10 protein-coding genes are annotated in these 14,512 nt (G+C 61.2%); all 10 read right to left on the reverse strand.

Annotated features, from left to right (window positions below; translation table 11 throughout):
• Window positions 1–21: 21 nt before the first annotated feature.
• Window positions 22–501 (reverse strand): MarR family transcriptional regulator, encoded by a 480-nt coding sequence (locus FHT85_RS05115; RefSeq protein WP_112398802.1) that lies wholly within the window; start codon window positions 499–501, stop codon window positions 22–24.
• A gap of 52 nt (window positions 502–553) precedes the next feature.
• Window positions 554–1,150, reverse strand: coding sequence for a cysteine hydrolase family protein (locus tag FHT85_RS05120; protein WP_112336080.1), 597 nt, complete (start codon window positions 1,148–1,150; stop codon window positions 554–556).
• Between the two features lie 2 nt (window positions 1,151–1,152).
• On the reverse strand, window positions 1,153–2,202 hold the full coding sequence (locus FHT85_RS05125; RefSeq protein WP_112336079.1) for an ABC transporter ATP-binding protein: 1,050 nt from the start codon (window positions 2,200–2,202) through the stop codon (window positions 1,153–1,155).
• A complete protein-coding gene (locus tag FHT85_RS05130) occupies window positions 2,189–2,968 on the reverse strand; it encodes an ABC transporter permease (protein WP_112410208.1) in 780 nt (259 codons plus the stop codon). Before FHT85_RS05130 ends, FHT85_RS05125 begins: the two co-directional genes overlap by 14 nt.
• A 15-nt stretch (window positions 2,969–2,983) precedes the next feature.
• Complete coding sequence (locus FHT85_RS05135) at window positions 2,984–3,898, reverse strand: ABC transporter permease (protein WP_112336077.1); 915 nt, start codon at window positions 3,896–3,898, stop codon at window positions 2,984–2,986.
• On the reverse strand, window positions 3,888–4,964 hold the full coding sequence (locus FHT85_RS05140) for a PotD/PotF family extracellular solute-binding protein (protein WP_112410209.1): 1,077 nt from the start codon (window positions 4,962–4,964) through the stop codon (window positions 3,888–3,890). The genes FHT85_RS05135 and FHT85_RS05140 overlap by 11 nt, the downstream gene beginning before the upstream one ends.
• 373 nt (window positions 4,965–5,337) lie before the next feature.
• Complete coding sequence (locus FHT85_RS05145; protein ID WP_112410210.1) at window positions 5,338–7,566, reverse strand: MGH1-like glycoside hydrolase domain-containing protein; 2,229 nt, start codon at window positions 7,564–7,566, stop codon at window positions 5,338–5,340.
• Between the two features lie 5 nt (window positions 7,567–7,571).
• Entirely contained in the window at window positions 7,572–10,259 is a 2,688-nt protein-coding gene (locus tag FHT85_RS05150; protein ID WP_112410211.1) for a carbohydrate-binding protein, read from the reverse strand.
• Window positions 10,260–10,269: 10 nt separating this feature from the next.
• Window positions 10,270–13,818, reverse strand: coding sequence for a molybdopterin cofactor-binding domain-containing protein (locus FHT85_RS05155; RefSeq protein ID WP_112410212.1), 3,549 nt, complete (start codon window positions 13,816–13,818; stop codon window positions 10,270–10,272).
• On the reverse strand, window positions 13,815–14,339 hold the full coding sequence (locus FHT85_RS05160) for a (2Fe-2S)-binding protein (protein ID WP_112336072.1): 525 nt from the start codon (window positions 14,337–14,339) through the stop codon (window positions 13,815–13,817). Before FHT85_RS05160 ends, FHT85_RS05155 begins: the two co-directional genes overlap by 4 nt.
• Window positions 14,340–14,512 lie beyond the last annotated feature (173 nt).

A 14,512-nucleotide genomic window follows, 5' to 3' on the forward strand; every position in this document is an offset into this window, starting at 1 on the left:
CTCGGACCGCGTGTGATGCCGTCAACAGATCTTCTGGAGCAGTTCCATCAGCATCATGCGCTCGGCAGCCGTCAGCGGCCCCAGGGTCTCTTGCGAAATCTCCAGCGCAATGGAGAGATTACGCTCTACAGTGGCCTCGCCTTCGTCGGTCAGTGTCAAAACCAGGCGCCGTGCATCTGCGGGGTCGGGCGCGGTGTGCACCAGGCCACGCTTGACGAGGCGGTCGACGACCCCCTTGATGGTCGCCATGTCCATTGCGGTTTCGCGGCCGAGATTACCTTGCGAGCAGGGCTGCAGATCCTTGAGCTTGACGAGCGCCGCCCATTGGGTGGTCGTCAGCTTCTCGGAGATCAGGCTGGCGAAGATCGAGACGTGGCGTTGGTTCGCCTGGCGCAGGAAGAAGCCGATCTGCTCGCCCAGTGCATATTGGGTGTAGTTCGGTTTCGCTGCCATATCTGCACCCTTCGCTCCCCGGGCCTTGTCCTTGAGTGGAATATCCATCTTGTCTCTCAGCCGGGCTTGCTGCCGCCGAATCGGACAATCCAAATCAACGTCATACAGTCCACAAACCCAGAATGGCTTCAGTTGTCAAAATTTCAATCTGCTCCGAAAACCTCGGTGCCAGACGCGTCAGTACCATCTCATGTGCCATCATGTCGCCGCTCGCCAGAGCGTCGCTGGCGAGGACCACCCTGTAGCCGAGATCGACCGCGTCCAATGCGCTCGCATACACGCAGACATCAGTCTCGACACCGGTGAACACAAGCGTATCGACGCCTTCGCTATCAAGACGATCGATAAAGCCGGGCGCTCCGAAGATCGAAAAGGTTTCCTTGTCGACGATTGACCCCAGCTGCGCGAGCGCAGCCAGCGGTGCAACGAGATCCAGCATCACCGGATCGAGTTCGTCCAGAGTTACCGTTTTCCAGCGCTCATAATAGGCTTGCCATCGGCCTTTCGCCTCCTCGGGACGTTGCGCGACGATGAAGCGGGCAAAGACCGTCCTTTCAGGCCTGGCCTCGGCAAGCCGCTGCACATTCGGCACGATGCCTGCGAGGGCTGGCGTAAACCAGGGCGTTTCCTCGGCGAAGAGCCGTTGCATGTCGATGACGACATGCAACGTGTTATGGGACAACGGTGCCCTCGTCATTGTCAATCCACAACGCAGACGGTGTGTTCCGGCGACCAGTTCAGCGTCACGCTGTCACCTTCCTTGAGGACGGTGCCGTCTCGGTTCTGAACGAAGAGTTTTAGTGGCAGACCGTCTTTGGTCTCCAGGAGATAGGAGAGCACCGGTCCAGCGTAGATGACCGTGGTGATCCGCGCCGTGAGGCTGTTGCCTTCAGCATTCCCCGCCAAGATCGACATCTTCTCCGGGCGCACTGCGAGCGTGACCTTGGTCCCGTTGCCGGGCAGGGGGCTTGCGCTGCGCACCGTCGTGCCGTCGGAAAGCCGCACCGCACCGTTCTCGACGGTGCCGACAAGGAAGTTGGAATCACCCAGAAACTCCGCGGCGAAACGCGTCAGAGGCTTCTCGTAGACAGTCTCGGGCGCGCCGATCTGAACGATGCGACCCTTGTCGAGAATGGCTACCTTGTCGGACAGCGTCAGAGCTTCTTCCTGGTCGTGGGTGACGAAGATCGTCGTCAGGCCGCTCTCGCGCTGGATCCGTAGCAGTTCGACCTGCATCTCCTGCCGCAGCCTACGGTCGAGCGCGGACAGCGGCTCGTCAAGCAGCAACACGCTCGGCTTGATGACAATGGCGCGTGCCAGCGCTACACGCTGTTGCTGGCCGCCCGAAAGCTGCTTTGGCATCCGGTTGCCAAAGCCCGGCAGGCGAACCATTTCGAGAGCGCGATCGACTTCTTTGCGCGCGGCGGCACCCTTGATGCCGCGCCGCTCGAGACCGAAGGCCACGTTCTGGGCGATCGTCATGTGCGGGAACAGCGCGTAGGACTGGAACATCATGCCGATATTGCGACCCCATACGGGTACGTTCGTGACATCCCTACTGCCGATGGTCACCACACCCTGGTTGGGCTTGATGAAGCCGGCGATGATGCGCAGGAGCGTCGTCTTGCCGGAGCCTGAAGGCCCAAGAAGGCTGGTGAACGAGCCCTCTGGGAATTCGGTGGTGATATCGGCCAGGACCGGCGTGGTACCGTAGGTCTTGGCTACGGAATTGACGTTAACGTTTGTCACGGGTGTCTCCGGGCTTGGCGAAGCGCGCGAAAATCAGGATCACGGTCATCGAGCCGAGCAGAAGCACAGTCGAGATCGCATTGATTTCGGGGGTGAAGCCCTTGCGGATCGAGGAGTAGATCTGAACCGGCAGCGTGGTGAAGCCGGGCGTTGCGAGAAAATAGGAAATCACGAACTGGTCGAGCGAGACCGCGAAGGCAAACAAGGCGGCGCCTAGGATGCTGGGGTAAAGCAGCGGCAGGGTGACGGAGAAGAACGCATGAACGGGGGTGGACCCCAGGCTCATGGCTGCCTCTTCGAGATCGGCCCGGATTGTCCGGAAGCCGGTTCCCACCACCAGGACTACATAAGGGATGGCAAGGGCAACGTGACCGATGATAATCGCGTGCATGCCGCGGCCGATACCGGTCCAGTAGAAGAAGATCAGCATCGCCGTGCCGGTGATCAGCCATGGAATGGCGATCGGCGGCAGCAGCATGATCTGCAGGAAGCTCTTGCCACGGAACGTGCTGCGCGACAGGGCAACAGATGCCATGGTGCCAAGCGTGGTTGCGACAACCGCCGTAATGATGGCGATGATGATGCTGTTCATGCCAGCGGTGAGCAGGATGCTGTTGTTCCAGAGCGCCTCGTACCAGCGGGTCGAGAAGCTGAACGGCAGTTCGTAGAGCGGCGAGGCATTAAAGCCCATCGCCATCATCACGAGGATCGGCGTGTAGAGGAAGACCAGTACGGCGATCAGATAGAAACGACCAAGCGATCTCATTCGGTGTTCCCTCCTTTAAGCTGCCGTGCCGCGGCGCAGGACGCCGGAGAACGTGCCGAAGATTGCAAGTACGACGGCAAGCAGCGTGAAGGACAGCGAGGCGCCGAGCGGCCAGTTAAAGGCCTGCGTGAACTGGTCCTCGATGACGGTGCCCATGGTGACGCCCACGCGGCCGCCCAGGATTCGGGGCTCCATGAAGGACCCTATGACCGGGATGAAGGTCAATACGGCACCCGAGATCAAGCCTGGAGCAGCCATAGGCACGAGAATCTTGAAGAGAATGGTCCACCAGCGCGCACCAAGGCTGGCGGCCGCTTCGATGATCGCGTCATCGATCGTAACCAGCGCGATATAACAGGTGAGGATCATGTAAGGCAGATAACCATGGACCAGGCCAACAACGACTGCATAGCGCGTATAGAGGAATCCGATCGATCCAGCGTCCGGTAAGACCATGTGGAAGATGGTGTCGAGGAAGCCGTTTTCGCGCAGCACCATTGTCCATGAGAAGATACGGACAAGGCCGTTCGTCCAGAATGGCAGCAGGATGAGGATGAGCAGCATCTCGCGCGTCTTGCCGAAGGTGGAACGAGCAAGCGCAACGGCTGCCAGGAAACCGAGCACGGCGCAGGCAAACGTCGTCCAGAAGCCGATAAGCAGCGATGTGAAAGCAATACCGATCAGATAGGGCTGGTCGATGAAGGCGCGATACTGCTTCAGGGTAAAGACGATCGGCGCCTTGCCCATTGGGGTTGCCGCCATGAAGCTGAAGACCAACATGGTCAGCAGCGGGAGAAAGACGGCAAGCGTCAGCCAGCCGTAGGTTGGCATCAGCAGCGCCGTCGTTGACACCCAGGACGGCAGGGGACGCCGCACGCGCGGACCCGAAGGTCCGCGCTCTGACGCCGATGTCAGATTGTCATTCTGCATAGAAGGCTTTCACTTCCTGCCACAGGTTGTTGAAGGCTTCACGACGGTCATCCGGCAGAGCCGACATGATGCCCATGGTCTTCAGGTATTCCGGCTTGTGAACCTGGCGGCTCAAGTCGTCGGCCGGAAGGGTTGCAAGTGCTGCGGAGTTGGACGATGCCGGTGCACCGACCTTGGTGGCCCATTCGACATAGAAGGTTGGGTCGATCAGCCAGTTCGCGAAGACCAGTGCGCCTTCGGCGTTGGGAGCCGACGCCGGAATACCGAGGCCATCGACCCAGCCGATGCCGCCTTCCTTGGGAACGACGAAATCGACAGGCAGCTTCGAATTGCGCTTTGAACGGACCGAGCCGCCCGACCAGAAGAGCGAAAGGTCGAATTCCTTGGCTGCAAAGGACTTGTTCCATTGGTCTTCCGTCGACCACAGCAGCTTGACGTTCGGCTTGATGGACTTCAACGCGTCGCGGATGGCACCGAGATCCTTCGGGTTATTCATGTCCTGACCGGTCATCAGGGCACCGGCGGCAACGCAGATAATCGCATCGTCGTCCATGGCAACACGGCCCTTGTAGGCGGGATCCGCCAGAACCTTGTAGCTGTCTGGAACAGGCATGCCGTCGCGGATGGCGAGCGAAGTCATGCCCCAGACCCATGGCACCGCATAGCCCTTGCCATCCTTCAGGAAGTTGGCGTTGGAGCGCAGATTTGCGTCGATCGTGGCAGCGTTCGGAACCTTGCTGAAATCGATCGGCTGCAGAAGGTCTTCCGCGGTTGCCTGCGCGCAGCGCGCAGCGTTGAGAACGACGAGATCATAGGCGCCCGGGTTGGTGCGCAGCTTGGTCAGCATTTCCGACTCGGAGCTGTAGTAGTCGTGGACGACCTCGATACCGGTCTTCTCGGCAAAGGCCTTGATCGACCAGGCTTCGTCAGTGCCGTAGCCCTGCCAGTTTAGAACCGTGATCTTACCGGCGGAAAAGGCCATGCGCGGCATGGCCGAGAAGGCAGCGCCGGCAATCACCGCTCCGGACATCAGCTTCAGCGTGTTGCGTCTTGTGATTTCAGTCATTTGGAACCCCTCTTGAAAATGTACTCTTGTCAACGGCCGCGGCGACGGCCGACGACCTCAGGCTTCACGCAAATCATCGGCAGTCCGCCTATTAAAAAGCGGCCATATGATTTGTATGCAAACTAAATTGACGTGAGGCTGACGACTGGTCATACCCAATTGGAATGTACGGGTTCTCCCAGCGCCTTTCGGCGCAGCGTTAAATCCTAGCCATTCTATCAGGCATTGCCGTTATAAAGCTGCTATCGCGAGCGTGTCGCTCCCGATAGACAATTCCGTTCAACCCTCATGCTCTTTCGGCATTCTTTTTATTTGTATGCAAAGTAATATGGCTGATCGGCGCCTGTCAAGTTCCATCAGGCGCCAATACCATTCACACTGTCAAAAAATAGACATCCAGTTTCCGGCCGTGCGCGGCCCTTGCCATTTCGAGACGCGCGCCATCGGTACTCGCCTCGAACCGAACTTCCTGGCCATCGAGACGTGCTGCCACGATGCGATCTGGCTCGACATTCGGAAGCGTGACAAACCCGTCGCTGCCCGCCGGAGTGATGGTGCAGGAGAAACGTGCATCACTGACAGTGATCTGTGTGAATGATGTTTGCAGGTTAGTCTTCAGCGATGCGCGGCCGTCCAGACTCATTTCCAGCAGGCCGTCGGCGATCGAGACCGAAAGCATTCCTGAAGGCGACAGCATCGGACCGACCGAAAGGTCAGTGCCGGCATTGTGAAGGGTCCAGCCGCTCCACGGATCGAAGTCGATGATCTCGCCGACAGTCATCAGCGGCAGCATGGCGGCCCAGATGTAGAAGGGATCCGTATCGCCCTGGTCCATCGCCTCGCCAGTCGTGGCGTTGTAGTTCTCCGCCGCGATCCGGTCCTTGCTCCAGGACTTCATGAAGAGCTCGTAGCTCTGCCGCGCAAGCCTACTCGCCTCCGCCGCAAAGCCGTAGCGGCGCAGCCCGAGCCAGACCATGTAGTTGACGTTCGGCCAGATGCGGCCACGCCAGTAGACATTGTCGGCAAAGGCGGGATCGTCACGCGTGGCGTTCGGCAGGACGTAGTCCCCGCCAAAGGTGGTTTCGTCGCTGAGGTGCTGGAGCAACTTATCGGCCTGCTCGGGCGTGGCTGCGCCACATAGCAGGGGATAGAAGCTGGTCGGCGAAAGCGACCGCACAAAGCCGCCGTGGCGCTGCCGGTTGGCGAAGATGTTGCGGCTTTCATCCCACAGGTTTTCCGAGATCAGCTTGCGGCAGCGTTCGGCGATGGCCGCGAATTCGCGGGCATCATCCTCCTTGCCGAGAACCTTGGCCATCTTCGACAGCATTTCAGCATCAAGCGCCGCAGCGCAATTCAGCCCGAGATCGAATGTCGACAGGGTACGCGTGATGGGATCGTAGAGGGCCTCGTCATGAGTGGCCGAATTATCCATGCCTGTTTCGTTGCGCGCGGCAAAGTGCGTGCCCTTATAGAGACCTTCGCCGACGTCCGATGTGCCGCAGGACAGCAGGCCGAAGGCGTCGGGATCGCGGTGTTCGCGCCACCAACGCTGATTGCGGGCCAGCGCATCATAGCTTGCCGCCAGAAGCGAACGCTCGCCGGTGCGCTGGTAAAGCTGCCAGGCAACGAGCGCGCCGTTTGGATGCTGGCTGCGGTCCACCCAGGCATCATTCGAGGTGACGATGCAGGCGATATTGCCCTGGGGGGTGGCGCTTGCCATCGCCGTTGCCATATTCTCGCGAGCGAGATCAGCGTCGAAGACACCGGCCAGCAGAGCGGCAAACAGCTGGTCGTTGTACCAGACGGCGAATTTGCCGAGATTCCAGATGCGCGTCACAGCCGTATAGGGCCGGGAGTTGGTCTCATCCCAGATCGTGTTCCAGGCGACGACGTCGCGGATCGCGTCCAGGGATCCTTCGTAGGTGCCATTATGGGCGGTGGGAGCGGTGCTCGGGTTGCCGGCCGCGAGGCAGGTCTGTGCCTTGACGATCGCAAGTTCGGCGCTGTCGGCCACGGCGGCGGCATAGGCTCCCTGGCGCATCATTTCCAGATTGAAGCGCAAGGCGATCACTGACGCCTCGTTTTTCCGGCTCGCAGTGTAGAAATATCCGTTCGCCTCGAAATCGGCGCGCAGGTCGTTGATCGTATCATGGCCAGTCACATGCACCGGAGCTTCCGCCGTTGCGACCGCCACGAAGCGCGTGCCGATCTTGACGAGTGTGACGTTGCGGCCGGCTTCGTGCGTGACCACTTCTCCGCTGTCAGCCGAAATCGCCAGGGTCAGCCAGAAGCGCAGTCCCCACTCGCCGCCAGCCTTGCCCTCCCAATTTCCGCGAACCGCGAAGGGATCGGACTTCTCGGTTCTGAAGGCGACGGTGGTCCCGCTATGCTCCGTTTCCAGCTCGATCAGCGATCCGTCGATGGCATGGCGGCCGAGCCGCACCGTGTCGCGACGCGGCTCGATGGCTGACGTCGTCCGGCTGCGCGTGGAATAGAGAACGGGCGTGATGCGCACACCGAGGGGCAGAAACACCATTTCCGCCGGTCTGTCGGACCAGCTGTTCCAGGCGCGCATCAAGGGAACGGTAGAATGTTTCAGCATGGTTCTTATTCCGGTCTGTTTTGCAGCGGTATGAGCAGGGGTGTGGCTGTCAGCCCGCTCTTGTCCGGGCCGCTGCCGAGATAGGGTGTGTTGTCGTAATAGCGGTTTGCTGCCGTGTTGGCGACGTGAAGCTCGAGTTCATGGGTGCCGGCGGCAAGGTGGCCGAGCCCTAAGCGATAGGGCCGCCAGCCACGGCGTCCCACTTCGGTTCCATCGATATAAGCAGTGACCGCCGTATGAACGGTCGGCAGTTCCAGCATCCAGTCGGCCTCGGTTTCCATTGTGAAGGAAAGCCGGTAGATGCCCGTGCCGCTGAAGGCCGGAAAGCCTTGCTCTTCCCAGCCGCTGTCAACGGAAATAGGCACGAAGGCCTGATCTTGGTCGGGCGCGAATGTCCAGCCGTCTGCCAGAGCAATGAGCCGGTTTCGCTCAAGCGTCGGTCGGCTCGATAGATGACCGATGGGCCTGGCCGCCTGGTCGCTTTGACGGAGACGGATGCAGCGAACTTCGTGCGGTTCCAACTCTACGGTCAGCTTGTGAACGGCGGCGAAGGCTTCGACAGACCCATGTTCTGAGTCCCATATCGCATAATCAAAGCCATCTCCGAGCAGGATGTCAAAGCCGATATCTTCTGCGCCATCGTTGAAAACGACCATCCTCCACCAGCCGTCAACATCACGACCGATCCATTGCCACGGCCTTTGGCCCGAAATCTGCGGACCGTCGAGCGTCAGGGTCGACAGGAGGGCGGACACCGTTTCGGCATTGGGTATCGCTGTGGTGTGCGACGTGACGCCAACCGAGTCGGAGACTCTCTCGCCCGTGCAAACCGTGGAGACGGTTTCGCCCGAAGACCAGATCCGACCGCCGGCCTTCGTGAATGCATCGAGCTTTTGAATCGTAACAGCCGTTTCCAGTACCGTCACCGAAGGCAGCACCACCGCGTCGAACGCGAGACCGGATGCAAGCAGCCGTCTATCTTCTATAGCCGCGTTTGCGATATCCGCCTCGCTCACGAACATGAAATCGCAGCCCTGCGCCAACAGTTGCTCGCACCAGGCGGCGATATGGGTGGCATGGCCGTGGCGAGGCCCTTCGGCAAAGGCAGTGTAGAGAGGATAAAGAATAGCAACCGGCGCTCGCGGTTTTGCAGCCTCTATGAAGGCGGAAACGCGTGCGATCTCTTCGGCGAAAAGATCATGATAGGGCCACCACGGCTCGAAGTTGATGCCGGGCGCGAAGTCGAAGCGCGGATTGGTGAAGGGCGTCGGGTCGTTGTCGAGTCCATCGGTCTGGTAGACGCCGTGCCAGAGGAACTGCCGTGTGCCAAGGCAGGCAAGCCGGATCGCCTGGGCGCGCGATGCCTCCAGCGTCACCTCCCATTGGCCGGCAGCGCGCACTTCAGTGCGTTCGGCGGTGAAATAGGTCTCGACGACGCAGCGGCTGCGTCCGTTCGAGCGGGCGACGGAATCACCCATCTTGGGAGCCAACTGTGGCGTGAGATTGTTTGCGTCCACGGCCGTGTCGTGCCTGATGGCGTCGATGCCGAAGAAGTCCACCGCCGGCGCGACGCGCGGATCGATGCTTGTGAAGCCGCCATTGGGTGCCCATGAGCTGACATGAGCGAGGATCTCATGCCCCGTGAGGACGATCCCTTTTCCTTCCGCCCAGGCCCTGAGCGTGCCGAAGAATGCCTCGTTCATCAAGGTGGAATAGGCTGCGTGAAACAACGCACGCAGCCGCAAGGTTTCCGGCCCAACGTTGCGCACCACCGCGAGAAGGGCGACGGCGAACGATACGCCCGTATTGGACAGGACACAGTCTTTCAGCGCAGGCGCAAACAGCAGGCTGTTGCCGAGATTTCCCGCCATCTGGTCCCAGCGATAGAAGCCGGGGGCCGGCTGATCGTAGAATACAGATCCAACGGGATCGGGCACGCTCTTGCCAAGGGCTGTGGCAATGGGTTCGAGGCCAACGTCGATGAAACGCTGGGCTGCCTCCGGCAGCAGATAGTTGATGATCCGTGATGTTGCGGAACGCGCGCTTATGAAGACCGTCAGCGTCCAGCCGAATGCGACCGCGCCATCATAGGAATAGCTGCAGGACGCACGATCGGAACCTGTGATGCTGACCTGCGATGTCACGTCGATGATCCGATCATATGCCTCAATTGGGCCGGAGGGATGCAGCACTGCTGTCTCGACAGTCCATTCGCACCATTCGATGCGCCCGCCTTCATATTGCCAGGCAATGATGTCGGCGCCCATCTTCAGTGTGAATGCCGGATGGATCCTGCTTATCGTGCCCTGCCTATCTGCCGAAGACGACCAGAACAGGTGACGCTCGCGCAGTTCGTCACGCCCTTCTACCGTCCTGCCACCGGCATGGCCGCTGATCCAGTTATAGTCGTCATAAATGCCAAGCTTGAGCCCGAGTTGAGCCGCGATGTCGGCTGCCTGCCTGTAGGCTGACAGATAGTGCGGTGACAGGTACTGCTCGCGCGGCAGGGCGAGTCGCGCCTGGATCAGGATGGTGCCGATGCCCTTCGCCTGGAAATCGGCAAGCTGTGTCCGGCAGGTCGCCTCATCGGGAATGCTATGCCAGAACCAGTAGGCTGAAGGACGAAATGCGGCAGTCGGGCGCTCAAAGAGAGCCCGACTTTCGATATCCGCAATGGCCGCTGTTTCAGGCAATATGTGTTCCTCAGTGTGCGGTGGCGGCAATGCGTTGCAATGCCGCCGATGTGTCGCTCCAGGCCGGCTTGTCCGGCGCGAAACGGGCGCGCAGGTAATCGGTGAGATCCTTCAGCTGCGTCTCGTTCAGCGTATCGCGGAATGCCGGCATGGACATGACTTCCGGCGCTCCGCGGCCAGTGGTTTCCGCAAGGATCGCCGGCGCCTCGACACCGCCGAGGATCGCCTGGATGAGATTGTCGGGCGTATCGGCATGCAGATTGCTGTTCAGCGCCAGCGATGAGAGGACCGTGTTGCCGGTATGGCAGGTGGCGCAGGCGCCATTGAAGATGCGCTCGCCCTTGGGCGAAACCAGTCCCGCACTGACCTTTGCCGCCTCACTGGCTGCAATCGCTGCTTGGCTCTGGGCCACGGCCTTCGAAGGGTCGCTGTCCTTATTCAGGCTGGCCAGATAATTTGCCATGGCGCGGATGTCCGAGTCCGGCAATGGCTGCATGACCTCCACCACATGGGCCATCGGACCGGCGGCGCTGCCGTGGTCGCGCGAATGGCCCGTGCGCAGGTAGTCGTAGAAAGCATCTTCTGTCCAGCCAACCGGACCCTTGGCCATGGCGTTGAGCGCAGGCGCCTCCCAGCCATCGGCAAAGCCACCCGAGAGATGGGCACTTCCGGTCTTTTCAGCACCCAGCGCATTGCGTTCGGTGTGACAGGCGGAACAGTGGCCGAGCGTCTCGACGAGATAGGCGCCCCTGTTCCAGGTGGCATTGCGCGTCTGGTCGTAGGTCATGGGCGTCGACCTCAGGAACAGCGCATTCCACCCTGCCATCATCATGCGGATGCTGTAGGGAAACTTCAGCTTTGTCTCCGGCGCCTTTCCTGCCACTGCCGTCTGCGTCATCATGTAGGCGTAGAGCGCCTGCAGGTCCGCTTCCTCAGCGCCAGCGAAGGATGTGTAGGGATGGGCCGGATAGAGGTGGTGGCCATCGCGGCTGATGCCTTCACGCATGGCCCGCTCGAAGGCGGTGTAGGACCAGGCGCCGATGCCGTTTTTCACGTCCGGCGTGATGTTGGTGGCATAGACCGTGCCGAATGCCGTGTCGAAGCGTCGGCCGCCGGCGAAGGGCGTGCCGTCGTTGCCGACATGGCAGACATTGCAGGCGCCTGCCGCGGCGGCCAGGCGGCCGCGCTCGATCGTCGCTGCGCTGTAGACATTCACGTCCGGCCGCTCGATCGTGGCGATCGCGGGCCGCCATGGGGATGCCATCGCCACAAGCCCTGAAATTGCCGCCGCGGCTCCGGCAGTCGAGATGCCGATATTCCACCACCGCTTCCTTTTCGCGGGCGCTGCCGGAGGCGGCGTGGACGTACCGCCCTTCAGCGCCGCCAGCACCATTTCCGGTGTCAGCGGCAGTTCGCGGAAGCGTATGCCGATGGCATCATAGACCGCGTTGGCGATGGCCGATGCGCTCGGGACGGAAGCGGATTCACCGACGCCGAGCGGCGGCTCGTCCTGTCTTGGAACCATCAGCACGTCGATATCGGGCAATTCGGGGAAGGTGATCAGCGGATAGCCGCCCCATTCCTTCGAGGTGACGGCGGTGGAGGAAAACTCGACGCGCTCCTTCAGCACACGACTGGTTGACTGGATGACGTTGCCGTGGATCTGATGCCGCACGCCGTCGGGATTGATCATCATCCCGGAATCCTGTGCGCAGATCACCTTGGTTACGGCGATCTCGCCGGTCTTGGTGTTGACGGCGACATCGGCCACCCAGGCCGCCCAGGCGGCAGCCTTGCCCGGAAACGGCCCGTGGATATAGACAGCATAGGCGAAGCCGCGGCCGTAAAGCAGGTCGCCTTCGCCGCCAAGCGTGCCCCATTTCGTGTGGGGCACCCAGTTCGCCCGCTCTGCCAGGGCATGCACAAGGTCCACGGCACGGGGATCGTGAAGGTATCGCAGCCGGTATTCGATCGGATCGACGCCGGCCGCGGCCGCAAGTTCATCAATATAGCATTCATGCGCGAAGGTGTTCGGCATCGCGGAAACGCCGCGGAACCACGAGGCCCGGGCAATCGGCGGCATATCGTGGACGGTGACCCGGAGATTGCCATAGGCATAGGGTGGGATCGCCGTTCGGTCACCCATCTGCACTACGTCGGACACCGGCGGGATCTTGCCGGTCAGGATCAGCGATAATGTCGGTGCGAGATTGGACGGATAGCGCGTCTCGAAATCATAGGCCGAAGGACCACCCTCAAGATCGAGGCCGCCGCGCACGTCGATGATCTGGGCAGCGCCCTTTGGCTCCCAGGCATGCTCCTGCTCGCGCGTGAGCTGCACGCGCACTGGCGCGCGCACGGCGCGGGACAGAAGCGCGGCATCGGCAGTCACATCGTCGGCGCAGTTGCGGCCATAGCAGCCGGCGGCTTCCAGGCGCTCCACGAGGATCATGTTCTCGGGCATGTCGAGGAGGAGTGCCAGATCGCGACGCATGGGGAAGGGGTTCTGCGTGCCCGACCAGACGGTCAGCCCGGTCTCGCTATAATCGGCCACGGCGCAGGACGGCCCGATCGAGCCATGCATTTGATAGGGCCAGATATAGGTGCGGTTCATGGGTTCGGCGCTGCCGGCGAGAGCCATTTCGACATTGCCGCGATCGATGAGCTTGCGCGGCGTGGCGGGATTAGCACGCAGCGCCATCTCCGGCGCATTCAGATCCGGGCGCTGCGGCGGCTCCCGCCACAAGACCTTCAGCGTCTTCGCAGCCTCGATGGCGATTTCCTCGCGCGTTGCGACGACGCCAACGAAATCACCGATGGCGACAACGCCGACAACACCATCGATGTGGGCAATCGAGCCTTCGTCGATGGAGATGAGGCTGTTGCCGACATGCTCGCCGTGATCAAAGCCGGCATAGAGCGGCCGGATGACCCGGCCATGCAGCATGCCGGGTACGCGCACGTCATGCACATACGTCCATTGACCGGTTGCCTTGGCCGGGATGTCCACGCGCGGCCGCGAGGAGCCGACGATGCGGTAGGCAGACGCGGGCTTCAGCTCCGCACTGGCGTCGATCGACAGGCGCACATGCTCTCCCGCGACGAGTTCGCCGAAGGTGAAGCTCCAGTTCGCTCCGTTGCCGGCGCGGATGACGCCGTCTTCAAGGACAAGGTGCTCGACCGCGGTGCCCTTCAGGGCAGCAGCCTTCGCCATGAGGTGATGACGCGCCGTTGCCGCGGCCTGCCGGAGCGGCACGGCGGTGATCTGGATCGTCTCACTGGCGATGGTGGCGCCCTGGTTGGGGGCGGCGGAAGTCGCGCCCAGCACCATTTCCACATGCTCGAAAGGAACATGCAGTTCCTCGGCGACGATCTGCGCCAGTGACGTGCGGATGCCGGTTCCAAGATCGACATGCCCGTTGAATGCCTTGACGCGACCGTTGCTATCGATGGCGACGTAGAGCTCGGCTGCATCGCCCAGGGATGCATCGGAGACGATCAGTAGGATGTCTGATGTGGCGAGGTAGGTAGCTCTCGGCGTTTCGCGGTGGATGCTCATGGCGAAACCTCGATCCTGTCTTCCGTTCCCGAGCCGGCGGACTTTTCAGCCTTCGCATAGGCGACGGCGCGGCGTGCTGCGGCAAGTATTTCCATATGCGTGCCACAGCGGCAGAGATGATGCCGGAGCGCCGCGCGAATATCGCTCTCGTCGGGCTCCGCCTTCGCTTCCAGCAGGCCAACGATGGCAATGATCATGCCGTTCAGACAGTAGCCGCACTGCGCCGCGGCCTCTTCGATGAAGGCGCGCTGGACGATATGTAGATGGCCGGGCTTTCCCAGCCCTTCAAGCGTCGTGACCTTGCGGTCGCCGATCGCCTTCAGCGGCACGGTGCACGAGCGTACGGGCCGGCCGTCGACGAGGACCGCGCAGGCTCCGCATTCGCCGAGGCCGCACCCGTATTTGGGTCCGTTGAGGCAGAGATCGTTCCTAAGGATGTAAAGGAGCGGCGTTGCGCCGCCGGCTTCGATGTCGCTGACAGTGCCGTTGACGCTCAGGCTGAATGAGGCGGCCTCTTTCAAAAGCCCCGCTCCACTACGCGGTCACCGGCCAAAGTGAGGCCGCCGATACTCAAATACGCCATTATGCTGAAGGCCTGTTCCTGGTGCCTGCAATTCATAATGACGCGATTGCAGATCACGTCACGCATTTGCTGTTCCTTGCTCATTTATAAAGCGTATGCACTTTATATGAC

This window comes from Rhizobium sp. BK312 (genome assembly GCF_014193605.1).
In the GTDB taxonomy this organism is placed as follows: Bacteria; Pseudomonadota; Alphaproteobacteria; order Rhizobiales; family Rhizobiaceae; genus Rhizobium.